The 22,605-nt window shown below is 69.0% G+C and carries 22 protein-coding genes; 11 read left to right on the top strand and 11 right to left on the bottom strand.

Translation table 11 applies throughout. The features are described from left to right. Positions 1-3 precede the first annotated feature (3 nt). From AB0K73_RS05085 to AB0K73_RS05075, 3 genes are read left to right on the top strand one after another with little or no spacing between them, the layout of a single operon-like run. A complete protein-coding gene (locus AB0K73_RS05085; protein ID WP_360511244.1) occupies positions 4-876 on the top strand; it encodes a carbohydrate ABC transporter permease in 873 nt (290 codons plus the stop codon). Next, positions 873-2,324, top strand: coding sequence for a GH1 family beta-glucosidase (locus AB0K73_RS05080; protein WP_360510201.1), 1,452 nt, complete (start codon positions 873-875; stop codon positions 2,322-2,324). Before AB0K73_RS05085 ends, AB0K73_RS05080 begins: the two co-directional genes overlap by 4 nt. Before the next feature lie 5 nt (positions 2,325-2,329). Further along, on the top strand, positions 2,330-3,355 hold the full coding sequence (locus tag AB0K73_RS05075; protein WP_360510203.1) for a LacI family DNA-binding transcriptional regulator: 1,026 nt from the start codon (positions 2,330-2,332) through the stop codon (positions 3,353-3,355). Positions 3,356-3,380: 25 nt separating this feature from the next. On the opposite strand, the gene AB0K73_RS05070 is transcribed toward AB0K73_RS05075, so the two are convergent. Beyond that, positions 3,381-4,310 (bottom strand): DNA methyltransferase, encoded by a 930-nt coding sequence (locus AB0K73_RS05070; protein ID WP_360510205.1) that lies wholly within the window; start codon positions 4,308-4,310, stop codon positions 3,381-3,383. Positions 4,311-4,380: 70 nt separating this feature from the next. Between AB0K73_RS05070 and AB0K73_RS05065 the strand changes: the two genes are divergently transcribed. Continuing rightward, positions 4,381-4,884 (top strand): flavodoxin family protein, encoded by a 504-nt coding sequence (locus AB0K73_RS05065; RefSeq protein ID WP_360510207.1) that lies wholly within the window; start codon positions 4,381-4,383, stop codon positions 4,882-4,884. Here AB0K73_RS05065 and AB0K73_RS05060 read toward each other — a convergent pair. Then, positions 4,877-5,500 carry a helix-turn-helix domain-containing protein gene (locus AB0K73_RS05060; protein ID WP_360510209.1) on the bottom strand — a complete coding sequence of 208 codons (624 nt, stop codon included), beginning with the start codon at positions 5,498-5,500 and terminating at the stop codon, positions 4,877-4,879. The genes AB0K73_RS05065 and AB0K73_RS05060 overlap by 8 nt on opposite strands. Before the next feature lie 114 nt (positions 5,501-5,614). On the opposite strand from AB0K73_RS05060, the gene AB0K73_RS05055 reads away from it, so the two are divergent. Both AB0K73_RS05055 and AB0K73_RS05050 read left to right on the top strand, forming a co-directional pair. Then, positions 5,615-6,085: a hypothetical protein gene (locus AB0K73_RS05055; protein WP_360510211.1), complete on the top strand. Its 471-nt coding sequence runs from the start codon at positions 5,615-5,617 to the stop codon at positions 6,083-6,085. Next, positions 6,082-6,615 carry a nitroreductase/quinone reductase family protein gene (locus tag AB0K73_RS05050; RefSeq protein ID WP_360510213.1) on the top strand — a complete coding sequence of 178 codons (534 nt, stop codon included), beginning with the start codon at positions 6,082-6,084 and terminating at the stop codon, positions 6,613-6,615. The genes AB0K73_RS05055 and AB0K73_RS05050 overlap by 4 nt, the downstream gene beginning before the upstream one ends. A gap of 3 nt (positions 6,616-6,618) precedes the next feature. Here the strand turns inward: AB0K73_RS05050 and AB0K73_RS05045 are convergent, their stop codons facing one another. The 5 genes from AB0K73_RS05045 to AB0K73_RS05025 form a co-directional block, all read right to left on the bottom strand. Further along, positions 6,619-6,942 (bottom strand): hypothetical protein, encoded by a 324-nt coding sequence (locus AB0K73_RS05045; protein ID WP_360510215.1) that lies wholly within the window; start codon positions 6,940-6,942, stop codon positions 6,619-6,621. 187 nt (positions 6,943-7,129) lie between these two features. Further along, on the bottom strand, positions 7,130-8,179 hold the full coding sequence (locus tag AB0K73_RS05040) for a biotin/lipoate A/B protein ligase family protein (protein WP_360510217.1): 1,050 nt from the start codon (positions 8,177-8,179) through the stop codon (positions 7,130-7,132). 150 nt (positions 8,180-8,329) lie between these two features. Then, positions 8,330-9,178, bottom strand: a complete 849-nt coding sequence (locus AB0K73_RS05035; protein WP_360510219.1) for an alpha/beta hydrolase — start codon at positions 9,176-9,178, stop codon at positions 8,330-8,332. A 57-nt stretch (positions 9,179-9,235) separates the two neighbouring features. Beyond that, the gene (locus AB0K73_RS05030; protein WP_360510221.1) at positions 9,236-9,769 is read right to left on the bottom strand and encodes a MarR family winged helix-turn-helix transcriptional regulator; all 534 of its coding nucleotides are present in this window, start codon (positions 9,767-9,769) and stop codon (positions 9,236-9,238) included. A gap of 57 nt (positions 9,770-9,826) precedes the next feature. Beyond that, a complete protein-coding gene (locus AB0K73_RS05025) occupies positions 9,827-11,212 on the bottom strand; it encodes an alpha/beta fold hydrolase (RefSeq protein WP_360510223.1) in 1,386 nt (461 codons plus the stop codon). Between the two features lie 174 nt (positions 11,213-11,386). Here AB0K73_RS05025 and AB0K73_RS05020 point away from each other — a divergent pair, with 174 nt between their 5' ends. Together AB0K73_RS05020 and AB0K73_RS05015 are read left to right on the top strand one after the other, a co-directional pair. Further along, positions 11,387-11,869, top strand: a complete 483-nt coding sequence (locus tag AB0K73_RS05020) for a MarR family transcriptional regulator (RefSeq protein ID WP_360510225.1) — start codon at positions 11,387-11,389, stop codon at positions 11,867-11,869. Between the two features lie 5 nt (positions 11,870-11,874). Then, a complete protein-coding gene (locus AB0K73_RS05015) occupies positions 11,875-13,401 on the top strand; it encodes an MFS transporter (RefSeq protein WP_360510227.1) in 1,527 nt (508 codons plus the stop codon). On the opposite strand, the gene AB0K73_RS05010 is transcribed toward AB0K73_RS05015, so the two are convergent. Both AB0K73_RS05010 and AB0K73_RS05005 read right to left on the bottom strand, forming a co-directional pair. Continuing rightward, a complete protein-coding gene (locus AB0K73_RS05010; protein ID WP_360510229.1) occupies positions 13,394-14,299 on the bottom strand; it encodes a carbohydrate ABC transporter permease in 906 nt (301 codons plus the stop codon). The two genes, AB0K73_RS05015 and AB0K73_RS05010, sit on opposite strands and share 8 nt — an antisense overlap. Before the next feature lie 43 nt (positions 14,300-14,342). Further along, the gene (locus AB0K73_RS05005) at positions 14,343-15,284 is read right to left on the bottom strand and encodes a sugar ABC transporter permease (RefSeq protein ID WP_360510230.1); all 942 of its coding nucleotides are present in this window, start codon (positions 15,282-15,284) and stop codon (positions 14,343-14,345) included. A 119-nt stretch (positions 15,285-15,403) separates the two neighbouring features. Here AB0K73_RS05005 and AB0K73_RS05000 point away from each other — a divergent pair, with 119 nt between their 5' ends. From AB0K73_RS05000 to AB0K73_RS04990, 3 genes are all read left to right on the top strand, one after another. After that, positions 15,404-16,456, top strand: a complete 1,053-nt coding sequence (locus tag AB0K73_RS05000; protein ID WP_360510232.1) for a LacI family DNA-binding transcriptional regulator — start codon at positions 15,404-15,406, stop codon at positions 16,454-16,456. A 206-nt stretch (positions 16,457-16,662) separates the two neighbouring features. Further along, positions 16,663-17,976: an extracellular solute-binding protein gene (locus AB0K73_RS04995; protein ID WP_360510234.1), complete on the top strand. Its 1,314-nt coding sequence runs from the start codon at positions 16,663-16,665 to the stop codon at positions 17,974-17,976. 74 nt (positions 17,977-18,050) lie between these two features. After that, complete coding sequence (locus AB0K73_RS04990) at positions 18,051-19,676, top strand: hypothetical protein (RefSeq protein WP_360510237.1); 1,626 nt, start codon at positions 18,051-18,053, stop codon at positions 19,674-19,676. A gap of 7 nt (positions 19,677-19,683) precedes the next feature. On the opposite strand, the gene AB0K73_RS04985 is transcribed toward AB0K73_RS04990, so the two are convergent. Both AB0K73_RS04985 and gdhA read right to left on the bottom strand, forming a co-directional pair. Then, positions 19,684-21,096 carry a cellulase family glycosylhydrolase gene (locus tag AB0K73_RS04985; protein ID WP_360510239.1) on the bottom strand — a complete coding sequence of 471 codons (1,413 nt, stop codon included), beginning with the start codon at positions 21,094-21,096 and terminating at the stop codon, positions 19,684-19,686. Positions 21,097-21,194: 98 nt separating this feature from the next. Then, complete coding sequence (gene gdhA / locus AB0K73_RS04980) at positions 21,195-22,553, bottom strand: NADP-specific glutamate dehydrogenase (RefSeq protein ID WP_360510241.1); 1,359 nt, start codon at positions 22,551-22,553, stop codon at positions 21,195-21,197. Positions 22,554-22,605 lie beyond the last annotated feature (52 nt).

Genomic DNA, 22,605 nt, shown 5'->3' with positions numbered 1-22,605 from the left:
CGGATGCCCCGACGACGCGGTTCCCGTCGGGGCACCCGCACCACCCACATCCGCGGCGTGCGCGCCGGCCTCTGGGTCTACGTGGGACTCGGCGTGGTGCTCATCGGCTCGCTGTTCCCCTTCTACTGGTCGCTCCTCATCGGTTCGGGCGACTCGTCGACCATCAACGACCCGGACATGTCGTGGATCCCGGGCGGCAACTTCCTCGCCAACGCGGCGACGGTCGTGAACGACCCGGCCGTGAACTTCTGGCCGGCGCTGTGGAACTCGATCGTCAGCTCGGCGCTGATCGCGGCATCCGTCGTCGTCACCTCGACCCTCGCGGGCTGGGCGTTCTCGAAGCTGCGGTTCCCGGGGTCGAAGCCGCTTCTGGTGTTCGTCGTCGCGACGATGGCGGTGCCCATGCAGCTCGGCGTGGTGCCGCTGTACATCCTGTTCGCCGACCTCGGCTGGACCGGCCACATCGGCGCGATCATCATCCCGTCGATCACGAGCGCGTTCGGGGTGTTCTGGATGACGCAGTACCTGCGCCAGTCGGTGCCCGACGAGCTCATCGAGGCCGCCCGCGTCGACGGCGCATCCATGATCCGCACGTTCTGGACCATCGGCGTGGTCGCCGCCCGCCCCGCCGCCGCGATGCTGGGCCTCTTCACCTTCGTCACGGCCTGGAACAACTTCTTCTGGCCGTTCATCGTGCTCGACCGCAGCAACCCGACGCTGCCCGTCGCGCTGTCGTTGCTGCAGTCGAACCACTTCGTGGACTTCTCGATCGTGCTCGCCGGCGTGCTGCTGTCGACCATTCCCCTCCTCCTGCTGTTCGTCTTCGCCGGCAAGCAGCTCGTCTCAGGAATCATGCAAGGAGCCGTCAAGGGATGACCATCGTCGAACCCGCAACCACGACCCCCGCCATCCGGCGCTTCCCCGAGGGCTTCCTCCTCGGCGCGGCCGCCGCGGCCTACCAGATCGAGGGCGCCGCCCACGAGGACGGACGCACCGACTCCATCTGGGACGCGTTCAGCCGGGTGCCGGGCGCCGTGATCAACGCCGACAACGGCGACGTCGCGTGCGACCACTACCACCGCTACCGCGACGACGTTTCGCTCATGCGCGAGCTCGGTCTCAACGCGTACCGCTTCTCCACCTCGTGGGCTCGCGTGCGCCCCGACGGCGGGCCCGTGAACTCGAAGGGCGTCGACTTCTACTCGCGTCTCGTCGACGAGCTGCTCGGGGCGGGCATCACGCCGTGGCTCACGCTCTACCACTGGGACCTGCCGCAGGCCCTCGAGGAGCAGGGCGGGTGGGCGAACCGCGACACGGCGTTCCGCTTCCGCGACTACGCGCTCACCATGCACGACACGCTCGGCGACCGGGTGAAGATCTGGACGACCCTCAACGAGCCGTGGTGCTCGTCGTTCCTGAGCTACACGGGCGGTGCTCACGCGCCGGGGCGGCAGGATGTCGCGGCAGGCCTCGCGGCGGCGCACCACCTGATGCTCGGCCACGGCCTCGCGGTGCAGGCGCTGCGCGAACGCGACGCGTCGCTCGATCTCGGCATCACCCTCAACCTGACCGTGGCTCGGCCCGTGGACCCGACGAGCCCCGGCGACCTCGACGCCGCCCGCCGCATCGACGGCCAGTTCAACCGGGTCTTCCTCGACCCGATCTTCCGCGGGCACTACGCGGGCGACCTGCTGGCGGATGTCGGACACCTGGGCCTGCGCGATGTCATCAAGCCCGGCGACCTCGAGATCATCTCGACGCCCATCGACGCGCTCGGCGTGAACTACTACCACGGCGAGTTCGTGAGCTCGCAGCCATCTGCGCGACCGCACGGCGGGGAGGCGCCCACGGCGCGGCCGACGCGTTCGCCGTACCCCGCCGCCGACGGCGTGCACTTCCACTCCCAGGGGCTGCCGCGGACCGTGATGGGCTGGGAGGTCGAGCCCGACGGGCTGCGGGAGCTGCTCGGGCGCGTGCACCGCGAGTACTCGGGCCCGGCCGGCGTGCGCCTCTTCGTCACTGAGAACGGCGCCGCCTACGACGACGAGGTATCGGCGGATGGCGTCGTGCACGATGCCGAGCGAACGGCGTTCCTGCTCGCCCACCTGTCGTCGATCCTCGACGCCATCGACGAGGGAACGCCCGTGCACGGCTACTTCTACTGGTCGATCCTCGACAACTTCGAATGGGCGTGGGGCTACGACAAGCGGTTCGGGCTCGTGCGGGTCGACTACGACACGCAGGAGCGAACCGTGAAGGACAGCGGGCGGGCGTACCAGCGCGTCATCCGCGAGCGCGGCCTGCCCGCGACCGAAATAGACTGACGGACATGCAACGGGGTGGGGTGCGCGCACGGCCCGCCGCACCGACGCTCGAGGCGGTCGCGCGCGAGGCGAAGGTCTCGCGCGCGACCGTCAGTCGCGTCGTGAACGGGTCGCCGAAGGTGAGCCCCGACGTCGTCACGGCCGTGAACGCGGCGATCGCCAAGCTCAACTACGTGCCCAACCGCGCGGCCCGCTCGCTCGCGAGTCGCACGACCCAGGCGATCGCGCTCGTCGTGCCCGAGGACACCGCGCGGTTCTTCGGCGACCCGTACTTCGCCGCCATCGTGGAGGGCATCACGCGGCGGCTCGACGAGAGCGAGTACCTGCTCAACCTGCTCGTCGCGAGCAACGACCCCGGCCGGAAGGCCCTGCGCTACCTGCGGTCGGGGGTGGTGGACGGCGCGCTCGTGGTGTCGCACCACGAAGGGGACGACGCGTTGTGGGAGGCGTTCGATTCGGTGCCGATGGTGTTCGGCGGCCGGCCGTCCCACGAGTCCGACGACGAGATCTACGTCGACGTCGACAACGTCGAGGGGGGCCTGACCGCCACCGAGCACCTCATTGCCATCAACCGCCACCGCATCGGCACCATCACGGGCCCGCTCGACATGCCCGCGGGCGTCGACCGGCTCGAGGGATTCCGCCGTGCGATGTCGGTGGCGAGGCTGCCCGCCGAAGCGGTCGAGACCGGCGACTGGTCGGTCGCGAGCGCCGTCGCCGCCACCCGGCGCCTGCTCGACCGGGTGCCCGACCTCGACGCCCTCTTCGTCGCGAGCGACCTCATGGCGACCGGCGCGCTGTCGGTGCTGCGCGAACGCGGACGCCGCGTGCCCGAGGACGTCGCCGTCGTCGGCTTCGACGACAGCCCCGCCGCGAGCTCGTCGGCGATTCCGCTCACGACCGTGCACCAGCCGTCGGAGCAGATGGGCTTCGAGATGGCCGACCTGCTCCTGCGCATGCTCGCGGGCGAGACCGACGTGCCACACCGCAACCTGATGCCGACCCGGCTCGTGCGGCGCGCGTCGGCGTAGGCGGGGCTTCGACGCCGGCGCGTCCTCAACCCGCGGTGCGCAACTCCTCGAACGCGACGCCCGCGACATCCTTGAACCGGGCGCGCATCACCTCGATCGCCTCGGCGTTCGCGTCGACGAGCACGAAGTGCCGCCCGAGCGTCGCCGCGACCGCGCCCGTGGTGCCCGACCCCGCGAAGAAGTCGAGCACCCAGTCGCCCTCGCGCGTCGACGCCTGCACGATACGGCGCAGGATCCCCTCGGGCTTCTGCGTCGGGTACCCCGTCTTCTCGCGACCTGTCGGCGAGACGATCGTGTGCCACCACACATCGGTCGGCAGCTTGCCGAGCTCGGCCTTCTCGGGCGTCACGAGGCCGGGCGCCATGTACGGCTCCCGGTCGACCGCGGTGGAGTCGAACCAGTAGCGGGCCGGGTCCTTCACGTACACGAGGATCGTGTCGTGCTTCGTCGGCCATTTGCGCTTCGCCTTCGCGCCGTAGTCGTACGCCCACACGATCTCGTTGAGGAAGCACTCGCGCCCGAACAGCGCGTCGAGCAGCACCTTCGCGTAGTGCGCCTCGCGGTAGTCGAGATGCAGGTAGAGGGTGCCGTCATCGGCGAGCACGCGCCACGCCTCCGTGAGCCGTGGCTCGAGGAACGCCCAGTAGTCCTCGAAGCGGTCGTCGTAGCGCAACAGGTCTCCGCGGATGCGCGTGTACTGGCGGCCCTGGAACCCCGTGATGGTTCCGGATGCCGCGGGGCGCGGGGCATCCGTCACCTGATCGTCGTCGGCAACCTCGCCGAGCCCCGACGTGGCCGCCGCGATCCGCACGTGACGCGTCGCCCGCCGCGCCTGCATGCGACCCGTGTTGAACGGCGGATCCAGGTAGACGAGCGTGAAGTACCCGTCGGGCAGCGTCGGCAGCACGTCGAGGTTGTCCGCATGGATGATGCGGTCGGGTTCGTCGGATGCCACGGCTCCAGTCTGCCAGCGGGTTCACCTCGCCGCGGGGTCGGCGTAGGGTGGCGCGGAAAGGGGGTCCGATATGCGAGTCATGGTGGTCTACGAGTCCATCTGGGGAAACACCGAGCAGATCGCGCGCGAGATCGCTGCGGGCGTCGGCGGTGAGACGGTCGAGGTCGTGGATGCGGCATCCGCACCGCCCGCGATCGACAACGACGTCGACCTGCTGGTCGTCGGCGGACCGACGCACGCCTTCTCGATGACGAGCGCGTCGACCCGCGAGTCGGCGCGGCAGCAGGGCGCCACACGGATTCCCGCGAGCGGTATCCGGGAGTGGATCGAGCGCCTGTCGTCGCCCGGGAGCGCGGTGCCGGTGGCGACGTTCGACACGCGGACGGTGTCGCCGCGACTGCCCGGCTCGGCCGCGAAGAAGGCGATGAAGCGGCTCGTCGGGCTCGGGTTCCGGCCCGCGGCCAAGCCCGAGACGTTCGGGGTGCACGGCTACTCGGGGCCCATCGCCGACGGCGAGCTCGAGCGTGCGCGGCAGTGGGGTGCGGAGATCGCGGGCTCGCTGCCGCTCAGCTGAGCGGCTCAGCGCGCAGCCAGATGCTGCGCAGCGGTCGCAGTCCTTCCTCGACGTAGTGCGCGATCGGGCGGCTTCCGCCGTCGTCGAACCACGACTCGAGGGCCGCGAAGTAGCCGAACGCGATCGCGTTGGCCGCGACGCGAGCCTGCGACGGACTCAGGCCGTTCGTCGAGGTCAGCAGTGGCGCGATGCGTCGTGCCGCAGCATCGAGTGATGCGAACGCAGCCATGCGCACCGAGGGCTCGGTGATGAAGTAGCGCACTCTCCGCCACGAGGTCGGCTCGGACGCCGGCGGCGCCTCGGGCCCGGTGGCCCCGGTGGGTTCCGCTCGCGGCGACTCGTAGCGGCGGACCGCCGCGAGCAGGCTGCCGATGGGATCCGCGGGATCGAGCAGGCCGTCGAGCGCCTGCGGACTCATCGTGTCGAACTCGTCGGCGACGACCAGCCCCTCCTTGGTGCCGAAGTATCGGTACACCGACGACGGCGACACCCCGGTGGCTGCCGCGATCTCCTCGATGGTAACGGCGGAGAACCCCCGCTCGTCGAACAGGTCGAGGGCCCGTTCCTGAATGCTGCGCATGGCGGTGCGGCGCCATTGCTCGCGGAGTCCTGCCATACGACGATCATAACCATGCCTGGAAGTGACTGTCTGGTTGACACTCACGTGCGGTCGCCATAGAGTGACTCGCATACAGAAAGTCACTGTCTGAAGTCAGACCTAAGGAGATTGATGACCGCCCACGCGCCGACCACCCCCATGCCGGCACCGACCACGAATCGAGCCGCCCTCGCCACGCTGTGGGGCGGGCTCGCGATGACGATCCTCGTCACGGTCGCGGCGTTCGTCGACGACGCCACGACACGAATGCTCGCCGGCCACATCCAGGCGTCGTACCCGTCGTACGGCACCGACGAGATCGGGACGGCGACCTCGATCTACCTCGTCGTGCTGGCCGTGGTGGGCGGCCTCGGCGTTCTCACCTGGATCGCGACCATCTGGGCGACCGCGCGCGGCACGCGCTGGGCGCCGTGGCTCGCGACGGTGGTGTTCCTCACCGCGGTGTGCATCGCGCTTGCGGGCCTCACCGTGCGCGACACCTCCGGCGATGTCGGCCTCGTCCCGGTGCTGGCCTGGTTGCAGGTCATCCCGTGCGTAGTCGGACTGGTGGCCGTCGCGCATCTGTGGCGGCAACGCCGATGACCGCTGCGCGCACGGCACGCCGACTCGTCGATGCGGCCGTCGAACGGCTGAGCGCGGTCAAGCGCTCGCTGTACCGCGGCGGGCGGCCGGGAACGCTGATGCGGTGGTGGAACCGCATCGATACCGCGCTGTACTCGGCGGGCGTGCTGGTTCCCGCCCAGACCGCCGTCCTGGAGGTGCGGGGTCGGCGTACCGGTCAGGTCGCCGCCGTACCCGTCGCCGTCGCCGACCTCGGTGACGAGGAGTACCTGGTGTCGATGCTCGGGCCCGAGGCGAACTGGGTCCGCAACGTCGAGGCGGCAGGTGGCGACGCCGTACTGCGTCGCCACGGCCGCGACATCCGGGTGCACCTCGAGCCGGTGCCCGTCGGCGAGCGGGCACCGATCCTGCGCCGCTACGTCGCCGTCGCGCCGGGCGCGCGCCCGCACCTGGGGTTGAAGCCGTCGGCACCGCTCGCAGCCTTCGCCCGCATCGCCGCCGACCATCCCGTGTTCCGCATCCGGGAGCGCGGGCGCCCCGCCGGCGCCTGACCCTCAGCCGCGATCGACGTCGAGCCGGATGCGCCCGCGGAATCGATCGGGGTGATCCTCGTCGACGTCCTCGGCGGCGAACGCGATGCCCTTGTCGCCGTCGCCGGGCAGCGGTGCGGGTGCGGGCAGGCGGCTCTGGCGGTCGAGCTCGGCCTGCGCCTCGTGCTTACGGGGCGCGAACACCTCGTCGCCGATCATCATGACCCCGCCACCACCGCCACCACCGCGGCGGGTCTTGTCGGAGAGGTCGATCCATCCGCGTCGTACCGCGACGGCGATGCCGCCCACGACGAGCACGGCGATGCCGACCCAGATCCACCACTCCACCCGGCGATTGTAGCTGGGAAGGCTGAGCCTTCCTCGCGGGCTGTGGAGAGGCATCCGGATGCCCCTACCGTCCCCTTCTGCGGATATACGATCCGACACCCCGGTCACAGCCGCTCGCGCGCGGCGCGCCCGATCGTATATCCGCAGAAATGGACACGAGCGGATGCCGCGAGCTCGCGCCGACGCGTCAGGGCACGCGGTAGAGCCACTCCCGGGTGGAGAACTTCGACTCGACCAGTTCCTCGGCCTCGGCGAGCTCGTCGGCCGTGACCGACCCGGGTGTCGCGCCGTACAGCTCCGTGAACGTCTGCTTCAGCGCGTCGATGACCTCCGCACGTGCCAGTCCCGTCTGCGAGCGCAGCGGATCGACGCGCTTGGCCGCCGACGCGATGCCCTTGTCGCTGATCTTCTCGCGGCCGATGCGCAGCACCTCGAGCATCTTGGCGTTGTCGAGGTCGTACGCCATGGTCACGTGGTGAAGCACGCCGCCCGAGCCGAGGCGTTTCTGGGCGGCGCCGCCGATCTTGCCGGCGGGACTCGCGATGTCGTTGAGCGGCTGGTACGTCGCCTCGATGCCGAGCGAACGCAGTCCCTGCAACACCCAGTCATCGAGGAACGCATACGAGTCGGCGAAGCTCATGCCCTGCACGAGCTCGGCGGGCACGTACAGCGAGTACGTGACGACGTTGCCCTTCTCCATCATCATCGCGCCGCCGCCCGAGATGCGGCGCACGACGTCGAAGCCGTACTTCTCGGCGCCGTCGGGATCGACCTCGTTCTTCACCGACTGGAACGAGCCGATGACCACGGCCGACTCCTCCCACTCCCAGAAGCGCAGCGTCGGCTTGCGTCGTCCTTCGCCCACGCGGGTGGCGAGCACCTCGTCGAGCGCAAGGTGCAGGCGGGGCGGCACGGCGGGATCGTGCACGAGCTCCCATTCGTAGTTCGACCAGGTCGTGGCATCCGTCATCCCGCGTCGCACGGCGACCGCGACCGCGTCGGCCGAGAAGCCGAGCATCACCGCGTCGGGGCGCAGGCCCTTCGTGATCGCGGCCGCGATCTGCTTGGCGTCGGATGCCGCAGGCAGGCCCTCGAGCGCCCGGTTCAGGTCGTCGAGCGCCTCGTCGGGCTCGAGGAAGAAGTCGCCGGCGACGCGCGGATTGCGGATGGCCCCGTCGACCACGTCGAAGTCGACGACCACGAGCTTGCCGCCGGGAACCTTGTACTCACCATGCATGGGGTCCAGCCTATGGTCGGCGGATGCCGCGGCGGCCGCGCTCTCAGCTCGTGCAGGAGAATAGGCCCTATCCCTGCCTGTGCAGGGGTCTCGCCGCAATTCTCCTTCACGAGCTGAGAGAGCAGCCGCGCGGGGTCAGTCGCGCGGGAGTCAGTCGACGGCGAAGCGTTCGTCGAGCCAACGGATGAGGTCGGCACGCACCTCGGCGCGGTTCGTCTCGTTGAAGAGCTCATGCCGGGCCCCCTCGTAGACGATGAGCTGCGCGTCGACGAGTCCGCTTCGACGCTGATAGTCCTGTAGCAGCCGCCGCGCGCTGCGCTCGCCCGCGACCGGGTCGTCGGAGCCGACCATGATGAGCAACGGCAACTCGCTGGGGATAAGCTTCGACGGCCGCGTGATGAGCGTGAACGACTGCGGCCAGCCGAACAGTTGCTGCAGCGTGCGGCTCGTCGTGTACGGGTCGGCCTCCCAGGCCACCGCGACCTCGGGATCACGGCTCAGCCACTCGACGGCCGTGCCCCCGGGCCGTGCGAAGCGCTTGTTCAGGTTGCCGATGTTGGTGTAGCCGAGTTGCAGCCAGGCGCTGCCGGTGAGCACGACGGCGTCGTAACGTTCGGGATGCCGGTTGACCACGTGCTGGGTCATGAACGACCCCCATGAATGCCCGAGGATCACGAGCGGCACGTCGTAGCCCTCGGTTTCCCGGATGACCTCGGTGAACCGCTCGACGGCGGCGATCGCCGCCCGCATACCGCCCGGGCCAGGTCGCCCCATGCGGTCGAGGTCCCCGCCGTGCTGGTCGAAGCCCGTCTTCCCGTGTCCGCGGTGGTCGTCGGCCCACACCGAGTACCCGGCCTCGTTGAGCGCCTGGATGAGCTCGGCGTAGCGACCGATGTGCTCGCCGATGCCGTGCGCGAGCTGGATGACCGCGGTCGGGTCGGGCACCCGCCACGACTCGTAGTGGATGCGGACCCCGTGGTCGTCGGTGAACGTCGGCATGCGGCCATTGTCGCAGTCGCATGACGCTGGCCATGACCGTACCGACGTCGAAGTCGGTCACGTGGGCGTGATGCCGCCCTGACTCGCGCGTCGACGCTTCGCGACCGCGGCGGCCTCTGCCGCGGAGTCACCGAAGTAGCCTCCGGCGAGCACCTCGGCCGCACGATCCATCACGTCGGCGAGCGATGGTCCGGCGTCCTGCCCGAGCAACCCGGTCAGCCGCTCCTCGCTCTCACGGAGCTCGCTGAGGCATTCGCCGAGGAGATCCCATCCACGCTCACTCAGTCTCACCAGGCGCACGCGGCGATTGGAGGGGTGCTTCACGCGCTCGATCAACCCGTTCGTCAGGAGATCGGCGGATGCCACGTGGGCGGCCTGTGAACTGACGAAGGTGCGCCGTGCGATCTGCGCATTCGACAGGGGCACACCTTCACCGAGCACCTGCAGGATCAGCAGCTGCGGGAGGGTGACGCCACGCGCAAGCGCGGTGTTCTCGGCCGCGCGATTGAGTGCTCGTGCCAGGCGATACGCCGTGTAGTTCAGCCGCTCGGTCGCGGGAGTTCCACGGGGGTCGCCAGGCTCGTCCGACACGCTCTCAGCCTAGGCCGCCGGGGCCGGTCCATCTGGGCCGGCCCCGGTCGGGTCGGATCAGCCCGCGAGCTCGAAGGGTTCCCCCAACGTGTACGGGCGGCTGAACCGGTCAGGCGTGAAGGTGATGAAGCGGCCTCCCCCGAGCTCGAGCGCCGCGGCCGCCTCATTCAGTTGCGTGGCGTTGTCGCCCCCGCTCCAGTGCCCGCTGTCGAGTCGGTCGAGCAGGAGTTCCGTCGCCACGACCAGCTCAGCGGCGCTGAAGCTGCAGTGCCCCACGCTGTCGACGTACACCTGGCGCAGGAGCGCGTTGTCGCCGGCTGAGCGCACCTCGGTTTCGTATTCGCTCTGCTGCGCGACGGTCGAGATCTGGTCGCCCGTGTTGCTCATCGCGACGACCGGCACCGAGAGTTCGCCGTCGAATTCGGTGCCGAGGCTGAAGCGTTCGACCGCAGCCGGGTCGGCCGCGATCCGCTCGGCCCCGTCGACTTGGGCGAGATCCGCGTTCAGGGACAGCCCCGCCTCCTCGTAGAGACGTTCGACGACCTTGCGCGAGTCGTTCGACAGGCCTCGGAACTGCGCGAAGTAGTCGATGCCGGTGTTCCACGACGGGTTGCCCCCGGTGACCTGCTCGAGGCTGCGGCGGCTGCCCATCGCTTGACCGATGTACGGGAGTGGGTCGCCGGCCAGGGCTCCGTACCAGGCCGCCTCGTAGTCTGCGGTATTCGTCGCATCGGGATTCGGCAGGGCTTGCGACTGGGCGGGCAACTGGCCGATGGCCGCGGCCAGGGCGATGCGCGCGCGCCCCTCGGGTGTCTCCTGCGCGTCGGCGAGACGAGTGAACCAGGCCTCCCTCGCGCCGCTCACGTCGGCGGGGATGTCGATGACCGGGAGCTGCCCCGACGGGTCGAGCAGCGTGGACAGCACGAAGACGGTGTCGAGCTTCTGGTTCCACTGCGAGACGGTGCCCGAAAGCCCGCCGCACATCGAGACGACGCCGTCGAACGCGGTCGGATGCCGCTGGGCGACGCCGGCGGCCACGAACCCTCCCATCGAGCGTCCACTGGCGATCGCGCGAGTGGGCGTGCCGACGCGTTCGGCGAACGCGTCGAGCGCCTCCACCTGATTGTCGATCGCAGCCCCGACGTTCCAGCCCGTGACGTTTCGCGTGGTGCCGCCGTACGCGGCACCCTGGTCGAGCAGGTACTGCACGTGAGGCTCGATTCGCGTACCCGCGGCGAAATCGAGATCGACGAAGACGGTTCCGTTCCACTCGTCGGGGACGACGAAGCGGAACGGTGTCGAATCGTTCAGTTGCCCCGTGATGACGAGCGGGTCGTCGTCGGCCGCTGCCGGCGAGGAGCTCAGCAGCACCCCGGACACGACGACTGCGCCGGTGGTGACCGCTGCAGTCCATCGTCGGGGGCGTTCGGACAGTGTGGACATCTTCTTCCCTTCGCCTGCGCCATTGCAGCTCGTGGCGTGCCTGCTCGTTGAGCGTTCACGAATATCAATCTGATTGATATTCACGCGACACGGTACTGGACGATTCGGCAACCCGTCAATGGCGCGATCGGGAGGGTGGAATGCTTAGTCACACTAATTTGTTACACTAAGCATATGACGGATGCCGCCCTCTCGACCCTGCCCGAACGGGCCACCCCCGCGACATCCGCTCGCCGACGCAGCCTCCCCGAGCAGAGCAGCGAGCTCCGCATCGCGATCATGCGCCTGGCGCGGCGGCTTCGGCAGGAGCGCACCGAGACCGAGCTCAGCGGCTCGCAGTTCTCGACGCTCGGATGGATCTCGGTCGAGGGCCCGCTCACGATCGGCCGCCTCGCCGAACTGGAGCGCGTCACCGCACCGTCGATGAATCGCACCGTCAACTGCCTCGTCGAGTCGGGGTACGTCACCCGTTCGCCCGCGCCCGACGACGGTCGGAAGGTGCTCGTCTCCACCACCGAGGCGGGCGAGACCGTCGTGCGCGAGACCCGCCGGCGCCGCGATGCCTGGCTCGCCAAGCGGTTCGCCGCCCTCACCCCCGCGGAACGCGAGACGCTCGCCGACGCCACGATCATCTTGAGGAGGCTCATCGACCAATGAGTGCCATGTTCCGCTCCCTCGCCGTGCGCAACTACCGCATCTGGTTCATCGGCGCCCTCGTCTCGAGCGTCGGCACCTGGATGCAGGCGACCGCCCAGAACTGGGTCGTGCTCACCGAGCTCACCGACAACGACGCGTTCGCGGTCGGCATCACGATGGCCCTGCAGTTCGCTCCGCAACTGCTGCTCGTGCCGGTCACTGGCCTGATCGCCGACCGGTTCGACCGGCGTCGCACGCTCATGTTCACCCAGGGCGCCATGATGCTGCTCGGTCTCTCACTCGGCGTGCTCCTCGTGACGGGCGTCGCCGAGCTCTGGCACCTCTACGCCTTCGCGCTCGCGCTCGGCGTGGTGAGCGCTGTCGACACCCCCGTGCGCCAGACCATCGTCACCGACCTCGTGTCGAGCTCGCACATGTCGAACGCCGTGGCGCTGAACTCCGCGTCGTTCAACACGGCCCGGCTCATCGGCCCCGCCGTCGCCGGCGTCCTCATCGTGATCGTCGGCTCGGGATGGGTCTTCATCGTGAACGCGGCGACGTTCCTCGCGATGCTCGGCGCCCTCGCGCTGCTCCGCACCGACTCCATGCGCCAATTCACCCGCGGCCCGCGCCAGCGCGGGCAGTTGGTCGCCGGATTCCGTTACGTCGCGGGCCGACCCGACCTCGTGGTCGTGTTCGTGATCGTGTTCCTCATCGGCGCCCTCGGCATGAACTTCCCGATCTTCGCGTCGACGATGGCCGTCGAGTTCGGTCGCGGTGCCGGCGAGTTCGGCCTGCTGTCCTCGATCCTCGCGATCGGGTCTCTCGCGGGCTCGCTCCTCGCGGCCCGACGCGATCGTGCACGGCTGCGCGTGGTCATCATCGCCGCGGGGTCCTTCGGCCTGGCAGCGCTGATCGCGGCGTTGATGCCCACCTTCTGGACGTTCGCGGCATCCATGGTGCTCATCGGCCTCAGCGTGGTGACCATCCTCACGACGGCGAACGGCTACGTGCAGTCCACGACCGACCCCGCCCTGCGTGGCCGCGTCATGGCGCTCTACATGGCCGTCATGGTCGGCGGCACTCCGATCGGTGCTCCCATCGTGGGCGCCGTCGCCGACGCCTTCGGCCCCCGGTGGGCCCTCGGCGTGGCGGCGTCCGCCGGAGCGGTGGCCGCGCTCATCGGCCTGGGCTGGCTCATCGTCGCACGAGGCATGCACCTGGCGAGGCATCCGCAGGCCCGCTGGCGGCCCGTCGTACGGTTCGCGGATGCCCCGACTGCGGCCCTGGCCGCGATCGTCACGGAGCCCATCGAGGTCGTGCGCGATCTCGCGACCGAAAGACGCGAGCGTGACCGCGACCGCGCGCTCGTCCCCCAGGTGCCGACCGACCGCCTCGTGCCCGCGGATTTCTCGGAGCAGGTGGCGCTCACCTCGCCGATCTCGTTGTCGAAGCCGGGGCACCGGTCGACGGAGCATCCGCAGGCCGGACACCGCGAGACGGGCGCCCGCCACGAGACGGGCGCCCGCTGCGGGGCCGCGTCGGCTACTTGATGCCGGTCGTCGCGAACCCCTTGATCAGGTAACGCTGGCCGATGAGGAACGCGAGGAACAGCGGGATGAGGCTGACGACCGACATCGCGAACATCGCGCCGTAGTCGGACGACGACTGCGCGTCGACGAAGCCCTTCAGCGCGACCGAGACGGGGAAGTTCTCGCGCGTACGCAGGTAGATCAGCGGCCCGAAGAAGTCGCCCCACGTCCAGATGAACGTGAAGATCGCGGTCGTGGCGAGCGCGGGCACCATGAGCGGCAGCGTGATCTGCGAGTAGATGCGGAACTGTCCGGCGCCGTCGATGCGTGCCGCCTCGAAGATCTCCTTCGGCAGGCCGCGGATGAACTGCACCATGAGGAAGATGAAGAACGCGTCGGCGGCGAGGAACTTCGGCACGATGAGCGGGAGGAAGGTCTCGAGCCAGCCGAGTTCGCGGAAGATGACGAACTGCGGCACCAGTACGACGTGGAACGGCAGCATGATCGTGCCGAGCATGATCGCGAAGAAGGCGTTGCGCCCCCAGAACCGGAGCCGCGCGAACGCGTACGCGGCCAGCGAGCAGGAGATGAGGTTGCCGACGATCGCACCGAGCACGAGGATCGACGAGTTCATCAGGAACACGCTGAAGGGCAGCTGCTGCGAGGTCCAGCCCTGGATGTAGTTCTCGAGGGTGAGATCGCTCGTGAAGATGCTGAGGTCGCGGAAGATGTCGGCATTCGGCTTGAACGACGACACCACGAGCCAGATGAGCGGATACACCATCACGATCGAGAGGGCGATGAGGCCCGCGTGCTTCGCGACGGAGATCCAACGGCGGCGTCCGCTGCCGGCCGGCGCGTCCCCCGGGGGCGCCCCGACGACCGCCCGCGTGGTCGGCGGCTCGAGCGTTGAGGTCATGTTCGCGTTCCCTTCGTCGGCCGGACGCGAGACCGGCCTGATTTCAGTCGTCATAGAAGACCCAGTACTTCGAGAGCCAGAAGTTCGCTCCGGTGATCACGCCGATCACCAGCAGAAGGAACCACGCCATGGCCGAGGCGTAGCCCATGTTCAGCTCCGTGAACGCCTGCTTGTAGAGGTAGAGCGTGAAGAACATCGTCGAGTCGCTCGGGCCTCCGGTGCCGCCCGAGACGATGTACGCCTGGGTGAACGACTGGAAGGCGAAGATCACCTGCAGCACGAGGTTGAAGAAGATGATGGGCGTGAGCAGCGGCAGGGTGATCGAGAAGAAGCGCCGAAGCTTGCCGGCACCGTCGACCTCGGCCGCTTCGTAGAACATCTCGGGGATCTGGCGGAGGCCCGCGAGGAAGATCACCATCGGCGAGCCGAACGTCCACACATGCAGCAGGATGATCGTGCCGAGCGCGTAGTCGGGGTGCGAGATCCAGCCGGGGCCCTCGATGCCGAACCAGGACAGGAATCCGTTGACGATCCCCTCCTTGCCGAACACCTGGCGCCAGAGGATCGCGATCGCCACCGAGCCGCCGAGCAGGCTCGGCAGGTAGAACACGGAGCGGTAGAAGGAGAGACCGCGCATGCCCCGGTCGAGCAGCATCGCGATGCCGAGGGCGAGCGCGAGCTGCAGGGGAACCGACACGAACACGTAGACGAGGGTGACGCGGAACGAGTTCCAGAGCCGCGCGTCGCCGAGCATCTGCTCGAAGTTGTCGAGGCCGGCCCACCTCGGTGGCTGCAACAGGTTGTAGTCCGTGAACGCGAGGTACAGCGACGCGAGCATCGGCCCGATCGTGAACACGAGGATTCCGATCAGCCACGGGAGCAGGAAGAGGAAGCCTGCTTTGTTGTCAGGATGCCTCTCCTTGATGCGCGGCCCGCTCGCACGCGCCGACCGCGCCAACGAGCGGAGTTCGCCGAGACTGCTCATGCGGACCTCCCTGTCTGGGCGCAGAAACCGATACCCTCTGTGAAAGCGGTTTCTCGCGCTGTCTGATTTTTGTTGCTGAGACCGCGATTTGTCAAATATCGTTCATGACGAGGAGACCGATGGCTCGAAGAGGCACCACGACCACGATCGCGGATGTCGCGCGCCATGCCGGCGTCTCTCCCGCGACCGTCTCGCGAGTGATGAACGACCGCTTCGTCGGCGAACCGGCCGTCGCCGAGCGGGTTCGCACCTCGGCGACGGAACTCGGGTACTCGCCGAGCCCGCTCGCACGGAGCCTCGCCCTCGGCGAGACGCACACGGTGGCGCTCCTGGTACCCGACATCCGGAACCCCGCCTTCCAGGCGATTCTCGGCGGTCTCACCCGGGCGGCCGCCCGGGACAGCTATCGGGTACTGGTCGCCGATTCGGCCGAGATGCCCGACGAGGAGCCGGTGCTCGCCACGGAGCTTCGCCGGCGATGCGACTCCGTGGTGCTCTGCGCACCCCGCATGTCGGAGGAGCGGCTCGTGGAGATCGCGGCCGCGCTCGCGCCCGTGGCGCTCATCAACCGGCCCTCACCGTCGATCGCCGCTCCGTCGCTGTCGATCGACTACGGCAGTGGCATCAAGAAGCTCGCCCAGCACCTGTACGACCAGGGGCACCGGTCGTTCGTCTACCTCGGCGGGCCCGAGCGCAGTGTCTCGAACGCGCGCCGTCGCCGGGCGCTCGACGAGTTCGAGGAGGCCACACCCGATGTGGTGCTGCATCGGATCAGTTGCGGGGCCGACACCGAGGACGGCCGGCGTGTTGCGGGCCTGGTCTGGGAGTCGCGCGCGACCGCGGCCATCGCCTTCAACGATCTCGTTGCCGTCGGTCTGGTCGACGGCCTCGGCGCTGCCGGGGTGCGCGTACCCGACGACATCTCGGTGACCGGATTCGACGACATCCCGTTCGCGCGTTACACCTCGCCACCCCTCACCACGGCGTCGGTGCCGTACGAGGAGCTCGGCGCACTGGCATGGCAACGGCTGCTCGCGTTCATCCAGGGGGAGGGCCCGGGCGACGACCTGCTGTTGCAGCCGCGGGTCGAGATCCGCGGCTCGACGGCCGCACCGAGCGTCCGGACTGCCGTCGTGAGCGCGGGCCCCGTGGAGGCATCCGGAGCAGGCTGACCGTGCTGGTGCAGGTCTGCAACGTTTCAGGACATCACTCGGATATTTCGTTGACACCCCAACATATCGATGCTAGTTTCCCGAGAAAGCGGTTTCACGAGACGATCCCCAGATCCCGTGCACTGCTCCGCCGTGGCGAGTCCGACGTCATGGATACAGCACAGGGACCGCTGCACGTGGTCCTCGATCACATGGAAAGAGGCGCAATGACGCGTACATCACGCACCGTTGCACGACGGGCGACCTTGGGGGTCGCCCTGACCGCGACCCTGTTCCTGACCGCCTGCTCGACCACCGCCGCAGGCGAGTCCGGCGGCGGCTTCGATCCGAACGAGGAGGTCGAGCTCCACATCGCATGGTGGGGCAACGACGAGCGCGCGGCCATCATGGCCGAGGCGATCGACCTCTTCGAGGAGGAGTACCCGAACATCACAGTCGTGGAGGAGCCCGTCGGCGCCCCCGACGACCTGTTCAACCGACTCGCCACGGACTTCGCCTCGGGCACCGCGCCCGACGTGTTCGCCCTCGGCGGGGCCAAGCCGCAGGAGTACGGCGACGCCGGCGCACTCCTCGACCTCTCGACCGTGAGTGAGCAGCTCGACACCAGCACGTACGAGGACTTCACGCTCACCAACGCCACGGTCGACGACACCCTCTACGGCCTCCCGACCGGCGGCAACGCGATCGGCGCGCTCATCAACACCACGCTCCTGGAGCAGGCCGGCATCCCCGTGCCGACCGACGACTGGACGTGGGAAGACCTCGTCGACATCGCCAACGAGATCCCGAAGAAGGTCCCGGGCGTCGTGGGACTCGACCTCCGCGTGCAGGACATCCTCGGCACGTACGTGGCCCAGTACACCGAGGAGGGCATCTACGACTGGGACGGCGAGCTCGCCACCGACGCCGACATCATCCAGCAGTGGTACGAGCTCGAGCAGGAGCTCGTCGCCGGGGGCGGCCTCCCCGACCCCTCGGTCATCGTCGAGCACTGGAACGTGACCCCCGACCTCTCGCTGTTCGGCACGGGCAAGGCGGCCATCACGTTCGCCTACAACAACCAGATCGGCTCGTACGCGGCCGGCACCGGCGGCGCGGAGATCGAGATCATCGCCCCGCCGACGTCGACGGACGTCTCGGGCGTCGCCGTGCTGCCCTCGCAGTTCTGGGCGATCGCGTCGGAGACGAAGCACCCCGAGGCATCCGCTCTGCTCGTGGATTGGCTGCTGAACCAGCCGGAGCCGGCGAAGATCATCCTCGCCAACCGCGGTCTGCCGTTCAACCCCGACACCCTCGAGGTGGTCAAGCCGCTGCTCGCCCCCGCGGACGCGCAGTCGGCCGAGTACCTCGAGAAGGTGCTCGAGATCGGTGTGGTCGCCCCGCCGCAGCCCGCCGGCGGCGCGATGCTGAACGAGCTGTCGCAGCGCATCGAGTCCGACATCCTGTTCGGTAAGGTCTCCGTCGAGGACGGTGCCAAGCAATGGATCTCGGAACTCGAAGCAGCACTCCAGAACGACTGATCCCCGCTCCCCCGGCGGTCGTGGGCGGTCCTTCGGGACCGCCCACGGTCGTCTTCCAGCGAAAGACGAGGCCGATGTCGCATCCCACCCCCGTACTCGAGCGTCTCCGCGCCTCGTCGGTGCGCCTCGGCGACGTCCGATTCGCAGCTCTCGGCGGCCCGCTCGAGACGGCGTGGCAGCAGGCCGTCGAGGAGCTCGCCCGGTGCATCCTGCCCCTCAACCTCGGTGGCGGTGGCGACCGCGACGGCAGTCGCGGTGGCGGCGTGCCCGTCCTCAACGAGGGCGGTGTCTACCTCGGCACTTGGCTGGAGAGCACCGCCACGATCAACGCCGAGGTGCTCGACCGCTTCGTCCCGAGGGTGACCCGAGACACGCACCTCCAGTTCGCCGCGCACCAGCGTGCCGATGGCCTCCTCCCCTACAAGCTCACGGCGGATGGCCCGGGGTACGCCCAGATCCAGATGGTCACCCCGTTCGCGCGCAGCGTCTGGCACCACTACCGCATCGACGGCCGCGACCGTGACTACCTCGCCACGATGTACGACGCGCTGTCCCGCCACGATGCCTGGCTGGCCGAGCACCGCGATACCCGCGGCACCGGTGGCGTCGAGGCCTTCTGCACGTTCGACACCGGCCACGACCGATCACCCCGGTTCTGGGGTGTGCCCGACCAGGCCCCCGGCGGCGACGCCGCGGCATTCGACCCCGAGTCGGGCGTGCTGCCGTTCCTCGCACCCGACCTCACCGCGAACGTGGCGTGCCAGCGCGCCTACTTGGCCCTCATCGCCGAGGAGCTCGACGATGACCCGGCACCCTGGCGGGCGAAGGCCGCCGCGAGCCTCGCCGCCCTCGAGGCGTGCTTCGACGAGGACGACGGATGCTGGTACGACGTGGATGCCGCAGGCCGGCACGTGCGAGTGCAGTCCGACGTGCTGCTGCGCGTACTCGCGAGCGAGGTCGTCGGAGCCGAGTTCTTCGCCGCCTCACTCGCGCGCTACCTGTTGAACTCGCGCAAGTTCTTCTCCGCCTACCCGTTCACGTCGCTCGCCCTCGACGACCCGCGCTTCGATCACGACTTCCGGGCCAACTCGTGGGGTGGGCCCGTGAACTTCCTCACCCTCATTCGAGCGCCGCATGCGTTCGAGCACTACGGCCACGTGGCCGAGCTGGCCTTCTCGCTCATGCCGGTGGTCGCCGCCGTCGCGCGCATGGGCAGGTTCCCGCAGGTGATGAGCCCGTGGACCGGCGAGCCCGGCTACACCGAGCAGTACTCCCCCGCGATCCTGTGGCTGCTCGACACGGTCGAGCGGCTCTTCGGCATCCTGCCGACGCCCGACGGCGAGCTGTGGTTCTCGGGTCTCGTTCCCCGCCGGGTCGACCATCATGACGTGGCCGAGGAGCTCGCCTACGAGCGCACGGTCGACGGCGTGCGATTCGAGCTCGTGAACACGCGCACCGAGGCGATCGCCTACCGCGACGCCGAGGAGTTCCTGCGGATGCCGCACGGGCTCCGCGCCGTGACCGACCGGGCCGCGCGGCTGCGCGCGCTCGTCGGCATGACCGCACGGCCGGTGGCGGGGACGGTACGGCTGGGCGGCGAGGAGTTCACGATCGAGATCGCGGGCAACGAGCGCGTCGAGCTCGACGGTGCCCGGGTCATCCGGCGCTCGGGACCCGGGTTGGTCCTGCCGCGGACCTGATCCGAGATCAGGCCCGTGCGGCGGCCGGCTGCAGGTGATCGCGCAGCACGTCGGAGAGCCCCGTCCGTTCCACGGCGCGGTCGAAGCGGAACGACGCCGCGAGTTCGGCCGCGGCATCCGGTGTCAGCCCTCGGAAGCGGTCGCCGAAGCGCTCGGCCAGCGGTTCGGCAAGGAGGATATGCCGAACCAGCACGGCGATGTGCGGTTGGCGCCCCCACGGCCATGGCGAATAGCCCGGGAACTCGGCGTCGAAGACGGCGTCGATGGGGTCGAGGATGTCGCGGACGCCCACGTCCGACCCGCCCCAGGAGTCGATGCCGAGCCGCTGCTTCGTCTCGAGCTCGGGTCGGATGAGCTCGACGTAGTCGCTGTCGGGGCGTGCTGAGACGAGGCCCTGCAGGCCGATGTCCTTGTAGGTCCAGAGCGCCCAGCTGGCGCCGTGGTCGCGGTAGATCTCGAGCTGGTCGCGCAGCAGCTGGAAACGCCACGGATCCTGCGAACGGTCGTTCGAATACACGGGTCCGAACTCGCCGATCCAGATCGGCGTGCCGGTTCGGCGCATGTACTCGGTGCGGCGGAGGAAGGTCTGCTCCACGACTGAGCGGTCGAAGTACTCGCCCCGCGTCGTGCCCGGGTACTCGGTGGCGCTCGTGATGCCCGGCAGGGCGTAGTCGTGCGCGGTGTAGACGGTGTTCGGCAGCGGCTCACTGCGCGCGTCGAAGGCGCTGAAGTCGGTCGAGTACTTGTTGCCGTCGAGGAAGAGCACGTGGCGCGGGTCGATCGCCCGGATCGCCCGCTCGAGCCGGTCGTAGAACCGTGGCAGCACCTCACCCGACTCGTCGGCGGGCTCGTTCACCGGGTTGTAGCCCGCCACCTCGGGGCGGTCGCGGTAACGCTCGGCGAGCGCCTCCCAGAGGTGCACCACGCGATCCTGGAAATGCGGATGCTTCCAGAACGTCGCGCGATGGGTGGGGTTGTCGCTGTGCCAGTGCTGGTTCTGCGCGCCCGGCAGCGCGTGCAGGTCGAGGATCGAGTAGATGCCGTGCCGGGCGAGCAGCGTCACCACGCGGTCGAGCCGCTCGAACCCCTCCTCCTTCAACTCGAAAGGTCGAGCGTCGTCCTCGAAGTGCCGGTAGTTGAACGGGATGCGCACACTGTTGATGCCGAGCGATGCGAGGTGGGCGGCATCCGCCTCATCGAAGAAGTCGCGGTAGAACGCCTCGAAGAACGCCTCGTACGCCTCGCGCCCCATGCGGTCGAGCAGGATGCGCCGGATGTCCTCTTCATTGCCCGGGTAGCCGGTGATGAAGTTCTCCATGTTCAACCAGCCGCCGAGGCCGACGCCCGCGAGCCGCACCGCGGACCCGCTCTCGTCGACGAGGTCGGTGCCGCTCACGGCGAGCCAGTCGAGACGGGTCATCGGTGTCCTTTCCCGGATTTGTGTTCGTCCCGAACCTATCTGAGAAAGCGGTTTCTCGCAACGACGCGGGGGACTGTCGACTCCCGCCTCGGGCAGCCCTAGATGACGCCCAACGCGAGCATGGCGTCGGCGACGCGGATGAAGCCCGCGATGTTCGCACCCACCACGTAGTCCCCCGGTGCGCCGTACTCCTCGGCCGTCTCTGCGGTGCGCTCGTGGATGCCCGCCATGATCTCGGAGAGACGCTCCTCGGTGTGCTCGAACGTCCACGAGTCACGCGACGCGTTCTGCTGCATCTCGAGCGCAGAGGTGGCCACGCCGCCGGCGTTCGCCGCCTTGCCCGGCCCGAAGAGCACCCCGGCCTCGCGGAACACCCGCACCGCGCCGGGCGTCGTCGGCATGTTCGCTCCCTCGGCGACGGCCACGAGCCCGTTCGCCACGAGCCGCGCGGCGTCGTCCTCGCCGAGCTCGTTCTGCGTCGCACACGGCAGGGCGACGTCGATGCGCTCGTCGCCGGCGATGGCCCAGACGGATGCCCCGGGCAGGAACCGAGCACGCCCGCCACGCTCGGTCGCATACGCCTCGATGCGCTCGCGGCGCCGCTCCTTCACGTCGCGGAGGAGCTCGAGGTCAATGCCGTCGGGATCGTGGATCGAGCCCGACGAGTCAGACGCGCCGACCACGATGCCGCCGAGCTCGTGCACCTTCTCGATCGCGTAGATGGCCACGTTGCCCGAGCCCGACACGAGCACGCGTGCACCATCGAACGAGCGACCGCGCGTGGCGAGCATGTGCTGCGTGAAGAACACGGCGCCGTAGCCGGTCGCCTCGGTGCGCACGAGGGACCCGCCCCAGGTCACGCCCTTGCCGGTGAGCACGCCCGATTCGTACTGATTGGTGATGCGCTTGTACTGGCCGAACAGGTAGCCGATCTCGCGGGCGCCCACGCCGATGTCACCGGCCGGGACATCCGTGTACTCGCCGATGTGGCGGTAGGCCTCGGTCATGAACGACTGGCAGAACCGCATGACCTCCGCGTTGGACTTGCCCTTGGGGTCGAAGTCGCTGCCACCCTTGCCGCCGCCGATGGGCATGCCGGTGAGTGCGTTCTTGAAGATCTGCTCGAAGCCGAGGAACTTGACCGTGCCGAGCAGCACGCTCGGGTGGAAGCGCAGGCCTCCCTTATACGGACCGAGCGCGGAGTTGAACTGCACCCGGAAGCCGCGGTTGATGCGCACGCGTCCGGCGTCGTCGACCCATGGCACGCGGAAGATGATCTGCCGCTCAGGCTCGCACACGCGCTCGAGGATCGAGGCCTGCACGTACTCGGGGTGCTTCATGAGCACGCGGTCGAGCGAGCCGAAGACCTCGTTCACGGCCTGGTGGAACTCGGCCTCGCCGGGATTGCGCGCGAGCGTCTGGGCATAGACGTCGGCGATGGTGGTCTTGGGGCTCACGCGCGGTCCTTCGATCGGAGCGGATGCCGCGTGGTGCTGACCGAGTGCGGCA

The organism is Agromyces sp. NPDC052230, assembly GCF_040679595.1.
Taxonomy (GTDB): Bacteria; Actinomycetota; Actinomycetes; order Actinomycetales; family Microbacteriaceae; genus Agromyces.
Note: the sequence above shows the minus strand (reverse complement) of the source record. Positions and strands in the feature narration are given on the sequence as shown.

Coding starts and splice junctions, on each gene's coding strand:
- AB0K73_RS05085 (WP_360511244.1), top strand. CDS start 4: ATGCCCCGACGACGCGGTTCCCGTCGGGGCACCCGCACCACCCACATC.
- AB0K73_RS05080 (WP_360510201.1), top strand. CDS start 873: ATGACCATCGTCGAACCCGCAACCACGACCCCCGCCATCCGGCGCTTC.
- AB0K73_RS05075 (WP_360510203.1), top strand. CDS start 2,330: ATGCAACGGGGTGGGGTGCGCGCACGGCCCGCCGCACCGACGCTCGAG.
- AB0K73_RS05065 (WP_360510207.1), top strand. CDS start 4,381: ATGCGAGTCATGGTGGTCTACGAGTCCATCTGGGGAAACACCGAGCAG.
- AB0K73_RS05060 (WP_360510209.1), bottom strand. CDS start 5,500: ATGGCAGGACTCCGCGAGCAATGGCGCCGCACCGCCATGCGCAGCATT.
- AB0K73_RS05055 (WP_360510211.1), top strand. CDS start 5,615: ATGACCGCCCACGCGCCGACCACCCCCATGCCGGCACCGACCACGAAT.
- AB0K73_RS05050 (WP_360510213.1), top strand. CDS start 6,082: ATGACCGCTGCGCGCACGGCACGCCGACTCGTCGATGCGGCCGTCGAA.
- AB0K73_RS05040 (WP_360510217.1), bottom strand. CDS start 8,179: ATGCATGGTGAGTACAAGGTTCCCGGCGGCAAGCTCGTGGTCGTCGAC.
- AB0K73_RS05035 (WP_360510219.1), bottom strand. CDS start 9,178: ATGCCGACGTTCACCGACGACCACGGGGTCCGCATCCACTACGAGTCG.
- AB0K73_RS05025 (WP_360510223.1), bottom strand. CDS start 11,212: ATGTCCACACTGTCCGAACGCCCCCGACGATGGACTGCAGCGGTCACC.
- AB0K73_RS05020 (WP_360510225.1), top strand. CDS start 11,387: ATGACGGATGCCGCCCTCTCGACCCTGCCCGAACGGGCCACCCCCGCG.
- AB0K73_RS05015 (WP_360510227.1), top strand. CDS start 11,875: ATGTTCCGCTCCCTCGCCGTGCGCAACTACCGCATCTGGTTCATCGGC.
- AB0K73_RS05010 (WP_360510229.1), bottom strand. CDS start 14,299: ATGACCTCAACGCTCGAGCCGCCGACCACGCGGGCGGTCGTCGGGGCG.
- AB0K73_RS05005 (WP_360510230.1), bottom strand. CDS start 15,284: ATGAGCAGTCTCGGCGAACTCCGCTCGTTGGCGCGGTCGGCGCGTGCG.
- AB0K73_RS05000 (WP_360510232.1), top strand. CDS start 15,404: ATGGCTCGAAGAGGCACCACGACCACGATCGCGGATGTCGCGCGCCAT.
- AB0K73_RS04995 (WP_360510234.1), top strand. CDS start 16,663: ATGACGCGTACATCACGCACCGTTGCACGACGGGCGACCTTGGGGGTC.
- AB0K73_RS04990 (WP_360510237.1), top strand. CDS start 18,051: ATGTCGCATCCCACCCCCGTACTCGAGCGTCTCCGCGCCTCGTCGGTG.
- AB0K73_RS04985 (WP_360510239.1), bottom strand. CDS start 21,096: ATGACCCGTCTCGACTGGCTCGCCGTGAGCGGCACCGACCTCGTCGAC.